13 protein-coding genes are annotated in these 16,079 nt (G+C 60.3%); 7 read left to right on the top strand and 6 right to left on the bottom strand.

The features are described from left to right. The first annotated feature begins 305 nt into the window (after positions 1-305). The gene (locus GGD50_RS11060; protein WP_107108265.1) at positions 306-1,913 is read left to right on the top strand and encodes a fumarate hydratase; all 1,608 of its coding nucleotides are present in this window, start codon (positions 306-308) and stop codon (positions 1,911-1,913) included. Positions 1,914-2,106: 193 nt separating this feature from the next. Continuing rightward, on the top strand, positions 2,107-3,171 hold the full coding sequence (locus GGD50_RS11055; RefSeq protein ID WP_107108266.1) for a GGDEF domain-containing protein: 1,065 nt from the start codon (positions 2,107-2,109) through the stop codon (positions 3,169-3,171). A gap of 65 nt (positions 3,172-3,236) precedes the next feature. Here GGD50_RS11055 and GGD50_RS11050 read toward each other — a convergent pair whose 3' ends face one another. Further along, the gene (locus GGD50_RS11050; RefSeq protein ID WP_107108267.1) at positions 3,237-3,845 is read right to left on the bottom strand and encodes a pyridoxamine 5'-phosphate oxidase family protein; all 609 of its coding nucleotides are present in this window, start codon (positions 3,843-3,845) and stop codon (positions 3,237-3,239) included. Positions 3,846-3,903: 58 nt separating this feature from the next. Further along, the gene (locus GGD50_RS11045; RefSeq protein ID WP_107108268.1) at positions 3,904-4,875 is read right to left on the bottom strand and encodes an alpha/beta hydrolase; all 972 of its coding nucleotides are present in this window, start codon (positions 4,873-4,875) and stop codon (positions 3,904-3,906) included. Positions 4,876-4,920: 45 nt separating this feature from the next. Here GGD50_RS11045 and GGD50_RS11040 point away from each other — a divergent pair, with 45 nt between their 5' ends. Next, positions 4,921-5,406, top strand: a complete 486-nt coding sequence (locus GGD50_RS11040) for a MarR family winged helix-turn-helix transcriptional regulator (RefSeq protein WP_107108269.1) — start codon at positions 4,921-4,923, stop codon at positions 5,404-5,406. On the opposite strand, the gene GGD50_RS11035 is transcribed toward GGD50_RS11040, so the two are convergent. Further along, the gene (locus GGD50_RS11035; protein ID WP_107108270.1) at positions 5,400-6,599 is read right to left on the bottom strand and encodes a low temperature requirement protein A; all 1,200 of its coding nucleotides are present in this window, start codon (positions 6,597-6,599) and stop codon (positions 5,400-5,402) included. The genes GGD50_RS11040 and GGD50_RS11035 overlap by 7 nt on opposite strands. 25 nt (positions 6,600-6,624) lie before the next feature. Then, complete coding sequence (locus tag GGD50_RS11030; protein WP_107108271.1) at positions 6,625-6,999, bottom strand: gamma-butyrobetaine hydroxylase family protein; 375 nt, start codon at positions 6,997-6,999, stop codon at positions 6,625-6,627. Between the two features lie 134 nt (positions 7,000-7,133). Here GGD50_RS11030 and moaA point away from each other — a divergent pair, with 134 nt between their 5' ends. Beyond that, positions 7,134-8,183 carry a GTP 3',8-cyclase MoaA gene (gene moaA, locus GGD50_RS11025; protein ID WP_107108537.1) on the top strand — a complete coding sequence of 350 codons (1,050 nt, stop codon included), beginning with the start codon at positions 7,134-7,136 and terminating at the stop codon, positions 8,181-8,183. A gap of 80 nt (positions 8,184-8,263) precedes the next feature. Here moaA and GGD50_RS11020 read toward each other — a convergent pair whose 3' ends face one another. Continuing rightward, on the bottom strand, positions 8,264-10,813 hold the full coding sequence (locus GGD50_RS11020) for a methyl-accepting chemotaxis protein (RefSeq protein ID WP_107108272.1): 2,550 nt from the start codon (positions 10,811-10,813) through the stop codon (positions 8,264-8,266). Positions 10,814-11,146: 333 nt separating this feature from the next. On the opposite strand from GGD50_RS11020, the gene GGD50_RS11015 reads away from it, so the two are divergent. Genes GGD50_RS11015 through mobB form a run of 3 tightly spaced genes read left to right on the top strand, consistent with a single transcriptional unit; the run spans position 11,147 to position 13,246 of the window. Continuing rightward, positions 11,147-12,058 (top strand): DMT family transporter, encoded by a 912-nt coding sequence (locus GGD50_RS11015; protein ID WP_107108273.1) that lies wholly within the window; start codon positions 11,147-11,149, stop codon positions 12,056-12,058. Positions 12,059-12,068: 10 nt separating this feature from the next. Further along, positions 12,069-12,719, top strand: a complete 651-nt coding sequence (gene mobA, locus GGD50_RS11010) for a molybdenum cofactor guanylyltransferase MobA (protein ID WP_107108538.1) — start codon at positions 12,069-12,071, stop codon at positions 12,717-12,719. After that, entirely contained in the window at positions 12,716-13,246 is a 531-nt protein-coding gene (mobB, locus tag GGD50_RS11005; protein ID WP_107108274.1) for a molybdopterin-guanine dinucleotide biosynthesis protein B, read from the top strand. Before mobA ends, mobB begins: the two co-directional genes overlap by 4 nt. A 53-nt stretch (positions 13,247-13,299) precedes the next feature. On the opposite strand, the gene GGD50_RS11000 is transcribed toward mobB, so the two are convergent. Further along, positions 13,300-15,771 (bottom strand): OmpA family protein, encoded by a 2,472-nt coding sequence (locus tag GGD50_RS11000; RefSeq protein WP_107108275.1) that lies wholly within the window; start codon positions 15,769-15,771, stop codon positions 13,300-13,302. Positions 15,772-16,079: the final 308 nt, after the last annotated feature.

Here is a 16,079-nt window from a genome sequence, read left to right as displayed (position 1 = left end):
CCCCTCACCCCAACCCTATCCCGCTCATGCGGGGCGAGGGAGTTTACCTCGTTAAACTATGAATTTCCCAACGCCATTGTCTTGCACGGCCGTCCCCTCTGCCCGCATGCGGGCAGAGGGCTAGGGTGAGGGGGCCGGCACAAGATTTCCCCACCGGAAAATCCACCCGACCCGCGTATGCCCTATGACAACCTCCCTTTTGAAATTTCGAGATAGCATCCAACCAATTGCATTTGACCCTTGCCGGATTTAGACCGTTCGCAAACGTCTCCTCCGCCACATCAAGGCATTGAAAGGTCCCCCGCATGGCTGACGATCTCTTTCCCCTCGGCGACGACGCCACTCCCTATCGCAAGATTTCCGGCGACTACGTCTCCGTAGACACGTTCAAGGGCCAGGAAATCCTGACTGTGGACCCGGAAGGCATCCGCCTGCTCGCCGAGACGGCTTTCGCGGATATCAATCACCTGCTGCGCCCCGGTCACCTGAAGCAGTTGGCCTCGATCCTAGAAGACCCCGAAGCCACCGATAACGACCGCTTCGTTGCCTATGATCTGCTGAAAAACGCCAATATCGCCGCCGGCGGTGTGCTGCCCATGTGCCAGGACACCGGCACCGCGATCATCATGGGCAAGAAAGGCCGTCGCGTCTGGACCGAAGGCGGCGACAGCGCGGCTCTGGCAAAGGGCGTGCTCGACGCCTACGAGAAGAAGAACCTGCGCTATTCGCAGCTCGCGCCCATCAAGATGTTCGAGGAAAAGAACACCAAGAACAATCTCCCCGCCCAGATCGACATCTACGAAGAAGGCACCGACGCCTACGAATTCCTCTTCGTCGCCAAGGGCGGCGGCTCGGCCAACAAAACCTTCCTCTATCAGGGCACGCCGTCGCTGCTCACCCACGATCGCATGCTGGATTTCCTCAAGGAAAAGATCCTGACGCTCGGCACGGCTGCCTGTCCCCCCTACCATCTGGCGATCGTCATCGGCGGCACGTCGGCGGAGATGAACCTCAAAACGGTCAAGCTTGCCTCGACGCGCTATCTCGACTGTCTTCCCGCGGAAGGCTCCGAAAGCGGGCACGCCTTCCGGGATATCGAAATGGAAAAGGAAATCCATAAGCTGACGCAGAGCCTCGGCGTCGGTGCGCAGTTCGGCGGCAAATATTTCTGCCACGACGTCCGCGTCATCCGCCTGCCCCGTCATGGCGCTTCTCTGCCGATCGGCCTTGGCGTCTCCTGTTCCGCCGATCGTCAGGCCAAGGGCAAGATCACGCGCGACGGTATCTTCATCGAGCAGCTCGAAACCGATCCGTCGAAATACATGCCCGAAATCGACGAGGCCAAGCTTTCCGAATCGATGGTCCGCATCGACCTCAACAAGCCGATGGCCGAGATCCTGGCGGAACTGTCGCAGCATCCGGTCAAGACCCGCCTCTCGCTGACCGGCACGATCATCGTCGCCCGCGACCTTGCGCACGCAAAGATCCGCGAGCGCCTGGAAAAGGGTCAGGGCATGCCGGACTATCTGAAGAATCACCCGGTTTACTACGCTGGCCCTGCCAAGACGCCCGCCGGCTACGCCTCCGGTTCCTTCGGCCCGACGACGGCCGGGCGTATGGACAGCTACGTGGACCAGTTCCAGTCCTTCGGCGGCTCCATGGTAATGCTCGCCAAGGGTAACCGCTCGCGCGCCGTGCGCGAGGCCTGCAAGGCACATGGCGGTTTCTATCTCGGCTCGATCGGTGGCCCGGCCGCCCGTCTCGCTCAGGACTGCATCAAAAAGGTCGAGGTGTTGGAATATCCCGAGCTCGGCATGGAAGCAGTCTGGAAAATCGAAGTTGAAGACTTCCCGGCCTTTATAGTTATCGATAACAAGGGCAACGATTTCTTCCAAGAACTCAATCTCGGCTGACCTTTATCACTAATCACATAAAAGAAGGCGCCATCTTGGCGCCTTCTTTTTGCAAGCATTTCTTCTTCACAGTAAAGTTATTTCTCTGTCCGATTTCATGTAAGATTTTATATTCATTGCCTTAATCTTTTTCAAAGAATCTTAGGCTAAGTAAAAACAGTGCTTTCATGAAATCATTTAATGGAGTTCGCCGATGAGTACGGTGGTTGCGCCCAAGGCGCAAGTTCCCGACGTGGCAGGACAGATTACCTATGCCATGCGATCCATGGGGGTCGCGCCGATCCCGCGCAATTACGAACTTTTCTATGAAGCCTATATTGGTTCCAATCCTGCCTTGACCCGCGAGCTTGCCGCGCTTGGCAGCAACGCCACGCAGGAAGAATTGGACGCACTCGGCGCCCAGCACTTCGCCCACCATGCCGGCCGGATTTTCGACGACGCTCACACCCGCCTGATCACGGAGCTCGATGCTGTACTGCGCACGCTGCGGCAAGAACAGACTTCACTCGAAAGCTACAATCGGCTGCTGGGCGAAACGTGCGAACGTATCACGTCCAAGAACAACAACAGCGTCGACCTGCTACGCAGCGCCATCGACATGCTGGCGGAAGCGACCGGCGACACCATGGCGCACGGCGAAAAGACCGTCGAGAATGTCGCCCAGCGCAGCCACGAAATGGACCAGGTGCGCAAGGAGTTGGACGAATACAAGCGTATCGCCAATACCGACTCTCTGACGCGACTCTCCAATCGCCGCGCCTTCGATGATCGCCTGGCCACCATCTTCGACAATCAGATGGCCCGCCCCGTCACTGCGCTAGTGCTGGCCGATATCGATTACTTCAAGAAGATCAACGACACCTACGGTCATCCGGTCGGCGACAAGATCCTCGCGACCGTCGCCTCTCTCATCCGTGCCAATGTCCGCCGCGACGCCTTCGTCGCCCGTACCGGCGGCGAGGAATTCGCGCTGATCCTGGAAGGCACGCGGGAAGAGGTCATGGCGGTCTGCGAACGTATCCGCCGTGCACTCGAGGCAACGCCGTTCAAGAACTCCCGCACCGGAGTCAACTACGGGCCGATCACTCTTTCGCTCGGCATCTGCATGGCCTCGGAAGCCGGAGATCCCGGCGAACTCTACAGCAAGACCGACATTGCGCTCTATAGCGCCAAGAACGCCGGCCGTAACTGTAGCAGTATCTACCAAGACGGTATGCAGAAAGACTTCACGAAAAGCTGGCTAATCTACAAAAGCTAGAGCTGAAATCAGAACTAGAGCCAATCCGCCGGCGCCGCTCTTCCTGGCGCGCCGGCGGATTTTTATTACCACATGCTTTTGGCGGCTCGCGCCGGCCATTCGCGGTCATAGGTCTCTTGATCGAAATCGCCCTTCGCCGCCTTCAGCAACATGCCGGGCGTCGGCAGGCTCGCCGGATCGATAAATGTCTCCGTCTTCCAGAGTTCGGCACGCATCACGGCCCGCGCGCATTGGAAATAGACCTCGTCGATGGTGATCACCACGACGCTGCGCGGATGCTTGCCCTCCATCTCGAAGCTCGCCAGCAGGCTTTCCTCGATGGAGACGACCGCACGGCCATTGAGGCGCATCGTGGTGTTCGAGCTGGGAATCAGGAACATCAGCGCTATGCGGGGATCCCTGACGATATTGGCCAGTGAATCGACACGATTGTTGCCGCGCCAGTCGGGAAGCAAAAGCGTCTTGTCATCCTGCACGCGCACGACACCGCCCAAGTCACCGCGCGGTGAGCAATCCAACCCTTCCGTGCCTACCGTCGCCAGCGCCATGAAGGGCGATGCTTCGATCATCCGGCGATAAAGTGGCGTCAACGCAGTGGTCACCTTGGCGATCGATGCTTCGCTCGTGCCGCCATAGAGCTCATTCAATTCTTCAACGGAAGTGATGATCCGCATGTTACCTCACGTCATTTTGATCCGGATACCGGCGGGTTAGACGCAAGGCGTGACGCTGCTATGACACGCGCCTCACCGAGGTCCGAAGTAAGGATATAACCGTTTCACCGTCGGTTTCGAACGCATTTTCTTGAAGTGACGCCGGCGCTTCCGCCAGGAACTCGCCGATCGCGGCCAGCACGGGAGCGGCGCTGACGATACGGCGATGACCGAAGCCGTTTGCCCAGAAAAGGCGAACATGATCGCCCGCGGTGGCATAGGCGCGGGCATGATCGGCGCTGACTTCCTTGTCGTCTTCCGCATGGATGATCAGCACGGGCCTGCCGAGATCGTGAACGCTGCGTCCGGCGGCATAATCCCCGAGCGGCCTGCCGGTGACGCGACCGACCTCCGCCTCAAGCGCTGCCTGTGCCGCGGCATCAAGCTTCATCATCCCGCCGAAATCCGTGAACAGCCAGCCCATCGCGCTCGGTGCGCCGATCAGCACTAGGCGACCCGGCAGAACCGGGGCGATGCCCGGCAGAAAGCCGGCCGCGGCCAGTGCGATAGAAGCTCCGCCGAAGGAATGGCCGATCATGGCATCGAAGGCGCCAAATCGCTCCGCCGCCGCAGCGATAGCCGAAACGGCGAGGCGTACATTGAGGAAGCGCCCTGGCGAGCGGCCATGGCCCGGCAGATCGAGCGAGATCACTTCGGCACCGGTATTTGCGAGAAAGACGGCGAGTTCCGACATGTATTCGCTGCTCGATCCCCAGCCATGGACCACAAGAAAGCGCTTACGCTCGCCCTTGGCACCACCGTTTAAGCGATGGCTCATCGCCTGTCCGCCTTGGAAAGACAGCATGATCTGCTCGGCGGAATTCAGACGCGCTCTGCCCTGTGCGTGCGCAGCCTCCGCCTTGGCGCCTTGCGGCCGGCGCGACGCCGTCAGGCAGAAAAGCTTGAAAGCGGCCTTGCCGGCAAGTCGCGGCGAAATCCTGCCAAGGCTGGATAGGCCCAGCCGGGTGACCTTAAGCGCAAAGGATGGCATAGTGGGAATCCAATAATGTTCAATCATGAACAATAAAGTACAACGATGAATAAAAATCAATCCCTGCCCTGGGACCATCCGCGTTTTCGTAGCTGGATTGCCGTTGCCCGCGCCTGCCAGCTCATGCAGCAGTCGCTCGGTCGGGCGCTCGCCCATCTCGATATCAAGCCGCCGCATCTCGACATTCTCGTCAATCTCTTCCGCTTCGAAGGCATCTCGCAACAGGAATTGGCCCGCAAGCTGCTGGTCGGCCGCTCCAACATGAGCATGCTATTGCCGCAAATGGAGAAACGCGGCCTGATCGAACGTCGGGGCGACAAGCACGACAAGCGCGTATTGCGGCTTTATCTGACCGGCGAAGGCCGGCGCGTGACAGAAGAAGCGATGGCCATCCAGACCGACCTCATCGACCGCATGCTCTCGGACGCGCCGCTCAACGAATGCGAAATCATGACGGCGCACATGGAGCGGATCGTCAGCCTGTTGCTGCAGGACGAGCGCGAGCCGCTGGAAACAATCGGCGATCAGTGATTGCTTGACCGGCGGCCCAACGGCACTGTACGGTTCAGCGAGGCGAATTCCCATATTGCCACGACGAGAAGTACGGCCGTGGCGAGGATGCCGAGTTGGTAGACATCGATCTGGGAGAGCGCGAGAACCAGTAGCGCTAGCCCCGCAAGACCGGCAATGTGCGACAGCGGAGGTCGGCCGGTCGTCGCCCCTTTGAACCAGAGATTACCGATCAGGAACACCGCCGGCCCGCCAAGGATCGCCGCTCCCGCATTCATGTCGGCCGGGTCATGGGGATGGGAGAATAAGAACTCATGGCCGACGACGCTCAGAATGATGCCGGCCAGAATTGGAATATGCGCATAGGTAAAAGCCTGTCGCGCCAGGCTGCCGGGTGTCTCATCCCGTTCGATACGCTGGGCGGCGCGTTCATGGCCGAATCGGAAATAGATCCACCACATGGCGACCGTGCCGACGAAGACGGTGACGAATACCGCAACGATCAGCGGCGAAAGCGGCTGTTCGGCAAATGTCTTGCCCGCCTGCAGGATCGCCTCGCCGAGGCAGATGATGATGAAGAGCGCACAGCGCTCGGCGAGATGTGCACCGGAAACATCCCAATCCGCAGCGGTCGACTTGCCAAGGCCAGGCACGGCGAAGCCGAAGGCGGGTGCGGCATATTCGATCGCGAGTGCTGCGAGCCATAGCGCCACCCGCGTCTCGCCTTCCGTTACGGCGCCGGAAACCCAGAAGATGCCAGACAGTATCAGCCAGCAGGTGATACGGACGAAATTCCGATGATTGGCAGGGCTGACGTCCTTGAGGGCATAGACGGTAAACAGCGAGCGGCCAACCTGCATGAACACATAGGCGCCGACGAAGAAAACGGCCTTCTCACCAAAGGCATCCGGAATAGAAGCTGAGAGAACCAGCCCGGCGAACATCAGCACGAAAAGCATGATGCGCACCGGCATACGATCGGGATCGAGCCAGTTCGTCACCCAGACGGTGAATATCCATACCCACCAGACGGCAAAAATCAGCATGCCTGCTTCGAGAGCGCCGAGGGGCGTGAAATGATCGCCGAGCGCATGCGAAAGCTGGGAGATGGAGAAGACGAAGACCAGATCGAAAAACAACTCGACGAAAGAGACCCTGCTTTCGTTTTTGCTGCCTTTGGCGCGCAACCAGCTTCCCGGATCCCCACCTGCCATGCCGGCCCCCTTGCTACTGACAGTGCTAGTGCGGCTTACCCGCCACGTCGCGGCTCAAGCCCTTTTCCTTCAGTTCAGCCTCATAGGCAGCGAAAAGCTCGGAAGCTTTTTCGCCAAGTTCGCGAAGATAGGCCCAGGTAAAAATGCCGCTGTCATGCATATCGTCGAAACCGATGCGGACGGCATAGTTGCCGGTCGGCGTCATGGACATGATGCCGACATTGCGTTTGCCGGGCACGGTGATCTTTTGCCCCGGCCCATGTCCCTGCACCTCGGCCGATGGCGACAGCACGCGCAACATTTCCGCCGACAGATCGAAGCTCGCGCCGTCATTGAAGCTCACCACCAAGTGATGGCGGTCCTTCGACACTCTCAATTCGGTTGGCCAGACGTCGCTCATCGATTTTCCCATGCGTTTCAATGCGTCCAGGAGAAGTAGGCCGCCAGTCGCTCACGCGCAAGTGCATTCGAAAATGCATTTCCCTTGACGCAACAATCGCCTATGCACACATTAACATGACAACGGAGGTTTTCGTGAACAGCATTGTCGGTACGATAGGCAACGGATCGCCGCTGGTGGCGGATGCGTCACCGATGATCGACCCCTTCGGGCGGGCGGTCACCTATCTGCGCGTCTCCGTGACCGACCGCTGCGATTTCCGCTGCACCTATTGCATGGCGGAACACATGACCTTCCTGCCGAAGAAAGACCTGTTGACGCTGGAGGAGCTGAACCGGCTCTGTTCCGCCTTCATTGCCAAAGGCGTCCGTAAGATTCGACTGACCGGCGGCGAGCCGTTGGTGCGCAAGAACATCATGTTTCTGGTGCGCGAGCTCGGCAAGCGCGTTCAAAACGGTGGGCTCGAGGAGCTCACGCTGACCACCAATGGTTCGCAGCTCTCCCGCTATGCCGAGGAACTCTATGATTGCGGCGTGCGTCGCATCAATGTCTCGCTCGACACGCTCGACCCGGACAAATTCCACGCCATCACCCGCTGGGGCGATTTCGCCAAGGTGATGGAAGGGATTGACGCCACCCAGAAGGCCGGCCTGAAGATCAAGCTCAATGCGGTGGCGCTCAAGGACTTCAACGAGGTGGAGATACCCGAGTTGCTGCGTTTCGCCCATGGCCGCGGCATGGACCTGACCGTCATCGAGACGATGCCGATGGGCGAGATCGAGGAGGACCGCACAGACCGGTACTTGCCGCTCTCCAAAGTGCGCGCCGATCTCGAACAGCAATTCACGCTGACCGATATCCCCTACAAGACCGGCGGTCCGGCCCGTTATGTCGAAGTTGCCGAAACCGGCGGCCGTCTCGGCTTCATCACGCCGCTGACCCATAATTTCTGCGAGAGCTGCAATCGTGTCCGCCTGACCTGCACCGGCACACTTTACATGTGCCTCGGCCAGAACGATGCCGCCGACCTGCGCACGGCGCTACGCGCCACCGAAGATGATGCGCTTGTCTATGCCGCCATCGATGAAGCCATCACCCGCAAGCCGAAGGGTCACGATTTCATCATCGACCGCACCCATAACAGGCCGGCTGTTGCCCGCCATATGAGCGTAACGGGCGGCTGAATCCATCCGATACAAAGATGAAGCGCCGGACAGGACATCCGGCGCTTCAATCGTTTATCGTTATCGTCTCAAATATGACTTCAGGCGGCGCGATACCGGTCCATGCCGTTATGGTGGCCTTCATACGCCCCGTCGCCATCGCCGGTGCGGAAACGATCGATCTTGTCGGAGAGCATGTCGACGCGTTGGCGCAGGCCATGGATTTCGGCGTTGTTTTCTTCCACCATCGCCGCATTTCTTTGGGTGATCAGCTCGACCTCGCCGACCGCCCGCGTCACCTCTTCGATGCCCGTCGACTGCTCGGCCGTTGCGGAGGAAATGTCGGCCACAAGCTTCTGGACGCCGGTCACATGCCCGATGATTTCGCAGAGCGCAGCGCCGGTCTGCTCGACCAGATAGACGCCATTCTGCACCTGCGAGGAGCTTGCCGAAATCAGGCCCTTGATCTCCTTCGCCGCGTTGGCGCAGCGCTGCGCCAGTTCCCGCACCTCTTGGGCAACGACGGCGAAACCTCGACCGGCCTCTCCGGCGCGAGCCGCTTCGACACCGGCATTCAGTGCCAGCAGGTTGGTCTGGAACGCGATCTCGTCGATGACGCCGATGATCGTAACAATCTTTTCGGACGAACGATTGATCTCACTCATGGCGCCAACGGCCTTGGCGACGACTTCGCCGGATTGGGTTGCATAGGCCTGGGTCTCGTTGACCGAGACCGCCGTCTGCTTCGCGCGGTCGGCGGTGGAGCGCACGACCTCGCTCAGACGGTGGAGAGCCCGCGAGCTTTCCTCAAGGGCCGCCGCCTGCTGCTCGGTGCGGCGTGCGAGATCGTCGGCAGAAGCGGCGAGATTACCTGTGCCGCCCTTGATCTCCTCGGCCGTGTAACGGACATCCGTCAGCGTCTCGCGTAGGGCTTCGACAGCGTGATTATAGGTGAAGGCCATTTCGACGAAATCAGCGGAAAGGTCCTCGCGCATGCTCTCTTCCAGATTGCCGTCGGCAAGCTTGGCAAGAACATCGGCCAGCGCATTCAGCGCCTGCTTCTGTTCAGCTTCAATGCGGGCGCGATCGGCGGTGCGCCGTGCGTTTTCCTCCGCCGACAAAGCGCGGGCGCTTTCGGCCTCCCGCTCCAGCCGGACATTTTCCAAGGCGGCATCGCGGAAGACGGTAACGGAGCGCACCATATCGCCGATCTCGTCGCCACGATTGCGGCCGTCGATCGCCACTTCCAGGTCGCCGCTGGCAAGCCTCGTCATGATTTCCGTAACCCGCTTCAGCGGTCCACGCAGCGTCTCGACCAGCATCAGACCGCCGACGATGGCCAGCAGCGTGCCGAGGATCATGGCAATGACGGAAACATTGGCGGAGCGCTCGCTGTCTTCCTTGCCGATCTCCTGCGCTTGGGCAACGAAGCTGCGCAGCGACGTCATCGCATCCGCCAGCAGCGTGTTGGAATCGACCCGCGTCTTTTTCCAGTCGGACGCGGTCTGCAGTAGATCCGCCGAACCCTTGGTCACGCTATCGATCAGAGGCTGAGTATGGCTAGCAAAATCGCGCATGGTGGCATTGGTCGGGCCGAGCGCCGAGATCTTCGCTCCGACGTCGTGCAGATCCTTCAAATCGGCGACAACGGCATCCCGCGAGGCGCCGTCCCGCACATTCTCCATCCGGGCGGCATGCAGCGTCAGGTGATCGATCATGACAAGCGCCTGGTCGACATGATCCAACAACTCTTTCTGGCTGTCGATGATCTTGTCGAGGCTGACGAAGCGGTCCGCAGCCGTGTCGCTGTTCTTGGCCGATTGCAGGGTCATATCCCCTTCGATCTTCACGAAGCTCTGCAGGATCGGTCCCATGGCCTCGACCTTCTGGTCGGCCGTGTCGCTGCCCTTTAGGACAGCGTCGAGTTTATTGGCTGCATCGGCCGCGCTGTCGACCAGCGCGGCACCGCGCTTGGAAACCAGGGCTTTCGACGTGGCGACCTGCTTGAGGATCGCATCGGTATAGGTACGGGCATCCGTGATTTCCTCATTGGAATCGGTGGCCATCTGCACCTGGATGCGCAACTTGCTCATCTTGTCCGACAGGCCCTTGAAGGCCGCGGCATCATAAAGCAGTTCCTTGGCAAAGGTTTCCTTGTCGCCAAATTCCTTGCGGATGATGTCGATCTGTTTTCCGGCTGCCTTGCCGCTGGCATCGATGCCCGACACGGCCTTCTGGATCGCATCGACATCGCTGTCCTGCTTTTGCTTGATATTCCAGAGAGCGGTCGTCTGATTGCGCATCTGGTCGGCCAGAGCGCTGACGGCGGAAATCTTGGCGCGCTGATTATTGCTGAGCAGGCCACCCAGGCGCTGCACGCCCGCGGCCTGCGCATCGATCTTGTCAGTCAGTGCCTTACGCGTCTCATCGGATGGCGACGTGGTGAACTCCTGCAGAGCAGCCTGCAAATTCTCGAAATCGCTGATGTTTTCGATCGTCGCCCGAGTCACGGTCATATGGCCGTTGAGGATATTGGCCGTGTGATAGCCGACCAGGCCGATACCGGCGATCAGCACCACCAGCGGTATGACGAAGATAAGAACCTTGGTCACGATACGGCGGCTTTGCAGAAGACGATCAATGAAGAACATGCCACGCCCCAATGAAATTGGTTGGTATCCGGCGTAGGCGGGACAGTCATTCCCTGCTGCGCTGCGGTAGATGCTTCTGCCTCATGCAAAACTGAGCCGAGCGTCCGGAAATTAGATTGAATAAGGATTAATCGCGAACCTAAAAGATTGTACCATCTGCCAAAAATCAGCAATTCTGTCCCATTTTCGCGATTTCGGCATAATGGTTGGCGCGGTCAGCTCACATTTTCATTGCAACGCACCATCGAATTTGATCATCCCCTACACCGTGAACGATTCCCATTTGCGGAAAACCGCAGTAGAGCGAGCTCATATATCTAGGGAATCGCTTTTATGCCGCTGACGAAGAATACGCAGGGCGCGCTATACATGGCCGCAGCAATGGCCGGTTTTTCCTGCAGCGACGCACTTTCCAAATCAGTCATCGTGGTGATGAACGCCGGTGAGATCATGTTTCTCCGCGGGCTTTTTACCAGCGTCTTCGTCTATCTACTCGCATGGCAGATGGGCGCCTTGCGCTCCTGGAAAGTTATTCTGCAGCCGATGATCGCGCTGCGCGTCGTCTGCGAAGCGATCGCGGCCATAACCTACATCACCGCGCTCGGCATGATGCCGATTGCCAACGCCTCCGCCATCCTGCAGGCCCTGCCGCTCGCCGTCACCCTAGGCGCGGCCCTGTTCCTGAAGGAGCCGGTCGGCTGGCGGCGCTGGACGGCGATCACCGTCGGCTTTGTCGGCGTGCTCATCATCATTCGCCCCGGCCCCGATGGCTTCACGACGGCTGCCCTGCTCGTTGTCGCCAGCATGTTCGCCACCGCCGCCCGCGATCTGGCGACGCGTTGCGTCAGCAAGGATGTGCCGTCGCTGATGGTGACGGTCATAACCGCGATTTCGATCTCCATCTTCGGCGCTTTGTCGATCACCCCGCTCGGCGGCTGGCAGCCAATCAGCTTCACGCCGTTCTCGCACATCCTGCTCGCGTCGATCCTGGTGCTCGTCGGCTATCAATCGGTGATCCAGGCGATGCGCACGGCCGAGATCTCCTTCGTCGCACCGTTCCGTTATCTAAGCCTCATTTGGTCCGCATTGCTCGGCTTGCTGTTCTTCGGCGAGACGCCGGATGCCTGGACCATGATCGGCTCCGCCATTGTCATCGCCTCGGGTCTCTATACATTCTATCGGGAGAGCAAACGGCAAGCGGCCGAGCGTGTCGCCCAGGAATCCGAGCCGCGTGTGCCCGCCTGAGGTCGCCAGCATGCCCGGCTTCATCACAAATCCCGCCGATATCCCGCCCTATCTGCTCGCCGGCGGCCGCTCCAGCCGCATGGGCGCGAATAAGGCGCTTGTCCTTCTCGGCGGCGAAAGCCTTCTGGCGCGCATAGCGACTCGCATTGGACAGCAGCAGAGAAAATCGATCGTGCTCAATGCTGATGCCGATTGGTCGGATACGGTAGGGCTGCCGCTTCTTCCCGATACCCTCCCCGGCAAGCTCGGCCCGCTTGCCGGCGTGCTCACCGCCATGCGTGATGCGGCGAAAAAGCACCCGCAGGCTTCGCATATCGCCACCGTGCCGATCGACAGCCCATTCTTTCCGAGCGATCTCGTCGCGCGGCTGGCCAAAACGATTGAAGGCCGAGACGAAATCGCGATAGCTGCGTCGTCGGGCCGCGATCATCCCGTGTTCGGCCTATGGCCCGTCTCGATTGCCGACGATCTCGAAACCTGGATTCTTGGTGATGATAAGCGGCGCGTCAGGGATTTTCTCGCCCGCCATATTGTCCGAAAGGTCGACTTTGCTATGATCCAAACGCCGATCGGTCCCCTCGATCCATTCTTCAACGTCAACACGCCCGATGACCTGATCGCCGCAGAAACATGGCTCGCGGCATTGGAGCAGACACCATGACAACGATGCGACCCAAAATCTTCGGCATCGCCGGCTGGAAGAACTCCGGCAAGACCGGCCTTGCGGTGCGGCTTGTCACCGAGTTCACCCGCCGCGGCTACAAGATTTCGACGATCAAACATGCTCACCACGACTTCGACATCGACAAGGTCGGCGCCGACAGCTTTCGTCATCGCGAAGCCGGAGCGCATGAAGTCACCATCGTCTCCGGCACGCGCTACGCCATCATGCACGAACTGCGCGGCGAGCCGGAACCAAGCTTCGAGGAAATCCTGGCGCGGCTCGCCCCTTGCGACCTCGTCCTGATCGAAGGCTACAAGCGCGAGCCGATCCCCAAGATCGAAGCCCGTCGCCTGGAGGCCGCCAACCGAGCGCCCTTGGCGCCGCAGGATCCGCATATCGTCGCCATAGCCGCTGATCATCCAGTGGAAGACACTGGCGCGCTGACCGTTTTCGATCTCGACGATACGCTTGCGATCGCCGATTTCATCGCCGCGACGGTTGGCCTCAGCGAACCGGCAAAATGAAAAGGCCGCCGGACAAAGATCCGACGGCCTCACGCGTTTGAGACAGGAAAAGCTTACTGAGTTGAAGCGACCGGACGTACCAGCGCCGTAACACGGCGGATGGTAACGCGACGGTTTTCCTGCTCGGGCCCCTGCGTATTCACCTTGAGATATTGCTCGCCGTAACCCTGGGTCACCAGGTTTTCCGGCGGAATGCCGTAGACATCGCTGAGGACGTTGGCGACGGATTCGGCACGCTGGTCGGAAAGAACCAGGTTGCTTTGCGCAGTGCCGACGGCATCCGTATGACCTTCGATCAGGAAGGTCTCGGTTGGGTCCTTCTTGACGATCTTGCCCATGGCGTCGGCAACGCCGCGCAGCGAACTTGCCTGCGACATCGGGATTTCCGCACTACCCGTCGCAAAGGTGATCGTATCGAGGTCGATACGGCGCACCTTGTCGCGGATGCGGGCGGAATAACGCACTTCGTTCAGCGAATAGACCCGCTCGACCGGCTCGACCGGCGGTTCGCGCAAGAAGCCGTAATAGTCCGCCTGGCGGTCCGTGCCAGTATCGATGATGTACTGGTTCACCGGAATGCGCAGGCGCATCGGCGGCAATTCGTCACCGGGATCGCGGAAGTAGTCGTCCTGGTCCGGCTGATCCTCCAGTTCCGGCGAATAGAACAGCACATATTCGCGGCCGCGCGCGTCGATGCGCGAGCGCTGAATGACGTCGCCATAGCGATTGCGCACCGTGATAATGCGATCGCCATCCGGCCGGTCGATCGTTTCGCGATAACGGTCGCGCGGAAGCTGCTCATAGGTCGGACGTTCGCCGTCGCGAACGAAGCGCTCGCTGTCATCGTGACGGACCACAAAGTTGTTGTCGATATTCAGGATGACGCGATTGTCCTGAGTGCCATTCGGCTGAACGGCGACACCTTCCGGCGCCGCGAAATCCGGCCGGCGATCAAGCCGTCGGCCCTGCTCGCTGGTAATGGCTTCGATCCTCACAGGCTGTTGCTGCTGTCCGCCGAGCGCGCGTTGCGCTTCGGCATCGGAGGTCGGTGGCTTGGCATAGGCCGGCTGCGGTTGCACCGGGGCGTTCTGCCCTTGTTGCGTCTGAGGCTGGGCCTGACCTTGAACCGGCGCCTGACCCGCCTGACCGCCGGCGGCTTGGCCACCCTGACGAAGGCCGCGCCGTGCCGTGTCCTTATCGCTATCCAGCACGGCAGCGCCGTTCTGCACCGGCAGAATGACGGTTTCGTTGGTGGCCGCAGGATTTTCCGCGATCTTCTTTCGGCGCTCGAGTTCCTGAGGCGAGACCGGTGCGGCGGCGGGAGCTGCTGTCTGGGCGCCCTGCTGTACGGCACCATTGGCCGGTGCCTGCGCGGCGTTACCCTGGGCGGGAGCACCGGTTTCGACGTTCGGCTGCGCTTGTTTGCCAGTCTGCGGAGCGGCCTGATTCTGCGGCTGAGCCTGCAGTCCCTGGCTTTTCTGAACCGGCTGCTGTTCGGGAGCGGCAGCAGGCTGCTGTCCGGTCTGCTGCTCATTCAGCGGCAGCTTGTGGCCCGGCTTCTGTCCCTGCTGCGTGCCGGGCTCGACCTGCGTTCCCGGCTGAGCCTGGGTATTCGGCTGGGCCTGCGCTGCGGAAGGAGCTTGTTTCAGGGCTGGCGCTGCCTGCTGCTCAGTGGAAGGAGCCTGCTTCGGGGCTGGCGTTGCCTGCTGTTCGGCCGGTTGCTGTGCCGGCGCTGCCGATTGATCTTGCTTCTTCTGATGCTTCTTTGGCTCGGGCTGGCCTTGTGTCTCCGGCTGAGCCTGTTGGCTCTGAGACTGTTGCGTGGCCGGGGCCGGTTGCTGTGCGGGCGCGGCCTGCTTTTCCGCTGGTTGCTGAGCAGGCACCGCCGGCTTTTCTGCCGGCTGCTGAGCGGGTGCCGCCTGCTTTTCCGCCGGCTGCTGTGCCGGTTCAGCCGCCTGCCCCTGCGACTTCTGATGCTTCTTCAGTTCGGGCTGGGCTTGCGGTTGCGCTTCAGGGGCAGCCTGTTGCTGAGCGGCCTTCGTCTGCGGCGTTGCCTCCGGCTGCACCGCTGGCTGTTGCTCCGCATTCTGCTTAGGCTTCTTTTGCTCCGGCTGAGCCTGCTGGGTTTCCGGTGCGGCCGCCTTGGGCTGCTGCGTTTCCTGTTGCTGCTGCTTGCCCGGCTTCGCCTGTTCAGGCTGAGCTTCGGGCTGCGCTTCTTTCATCTTGTGTTGCGGCTCTGCCCCGCCCTGCTGTGCCGGCTTCTGGCCTTGCGGTTCTCCCTGCTCGGCAGCACCTGGCTTCTTGTGCTTGCGCAGTTCTTCCTCGGATTGTCCGTCCGGAGCCGGCTGCTCCTGGGCAACTTCGAAACTTGCATTGCCGTCGATGGCCGCCGATTTGGCGGCATCATTGCTCAACGGTGCGATGGGCTGTTCGCGCAGCGCTGTGGCGGCGGCGGGCTCAAATGCCAGTGTTAAGGACAGCAGCGGAAATGCTGCACTGGCAAATAGTCTGGATCGCTTTCCCATAGTTGGGGTCTCCTTTTATTATCATTATCCGCCGAGGTGCGGATCCCAGCCCATGGAGCTGATGCCCGATGATCCCGGCCAATTTTCGGTGCCCATAGGGCTGAATCGCGGCAGGCAGTGATATGTTCCGAACAATTAGGCACGCAAAATTAACCCCGCCTGAACGCGCCGGAAGGCTTCCGTTCAGCTTTGCGGGATCACGCAAGCGCTTTGGAGATCGTGTGTGCGACGCAATGCGGCTTTGTAATTCCAGTTGCAATTTGTGAAAAAAAAGTACGAATATCCGCAGCAGGCGGGCCACGCACCCG

It is taken from the genome of Martinezella paranaensis, assembly GCF_014200235.1.
In the GTDB taxonomy this organism is placed as follows: Bacteria; Pseudomonadota; Alphaproteobacteria; order Rhizobiales; family Rhizobiaceae; genus Rhizobium; species Rhizobium paranaense.
The sequence above is the reverse complement of the archived record's forward strand: the minus strand, read 5'-3'. Positions and strand labels throughout refer to the sequence as shown.

Coding starts and splice junctions, on each gene's coding strand:
- GGD50_RS11060 (WP_107108265.1), top strand. CDS start 306: ATGGCTGACGATCTCTTTCCCCTCGGCGACGACGCCACTCCCTATCGC.
- GGD50_RS11055 (WP_107108266.1), top strand. CDS start 2,107: ATGAGTACGGTGGTTGCGCCCAAGGCGCAAGTTCCCGACGTGGCAGGA.
- GGD50_RS11050 (WP_107108267.1), bottom strand. CDS start 3,845: ATGCGGATCATCACTTCCGTTGAAGAATTGAATGAGCTCTATGGCGGC.
- GGD50_RS11045 (WP_107108268.1), bottom strand. CDS start 4,875: ATGCCATCCTTTGCGCTTAAGGTCACCCGGCTGGGCCTATCCAGCCTT.
- GGD50_RS11040 (WP_107108269.1), top strand. CDS start 4,921: ATGAATAAAAATCAATCCCTGCCCTGGGACCATCCGCGTTTTCGTAGC.
- GGD50_RS11035 (WP_107108270.1), bottom strand. CDS start 6,599: ATGGCAGGTGGGGATCCGGGAAGCTGGTTGCGCGCCAAAGGCAGCAAA.
- GGD50_RS11030 (WP_107108271.1), bottom strand. CDS start 6,999: ATGAGCGACGTCTGGCCAACCGAATTGAGAGTGTCGAAGGACCGCCAT.
- GGD50_RS11020 (WP_107108272.1), bottom strand. CDS start 10,813: ATGTTCTTCATTGATCGTCTTCTGCAAAGCCGCCGTATCGTGACCAAG.
- GGD50_RS11015 (WP_107108273.1), top strand. CDS start 11,147: ATGCCGCTGACGAAGAATACGCAGGGCGCGCTATACATGGCCGCAGCA.
- mobA (WP_107108538.1), top strand. CDS start 12,069: ATGCCCGGCTTCATCACAAATCCCGCCGATATCCCGCCCTATCTGCTC.
- mobB (WP_107108274.1), top strand. CDS start 12,716: ATGACAACGATGCGACCCAAAATCTTCGGCATCGCCGGCTGGAAGAAC.
- GGD50_RS11000 (WP_107108275.1), bottom strand. CDS start 15,771: ATGGGAAAGCGATCCAGACTATTTGCCAGTGCAGCATTTCCGCTGCTG.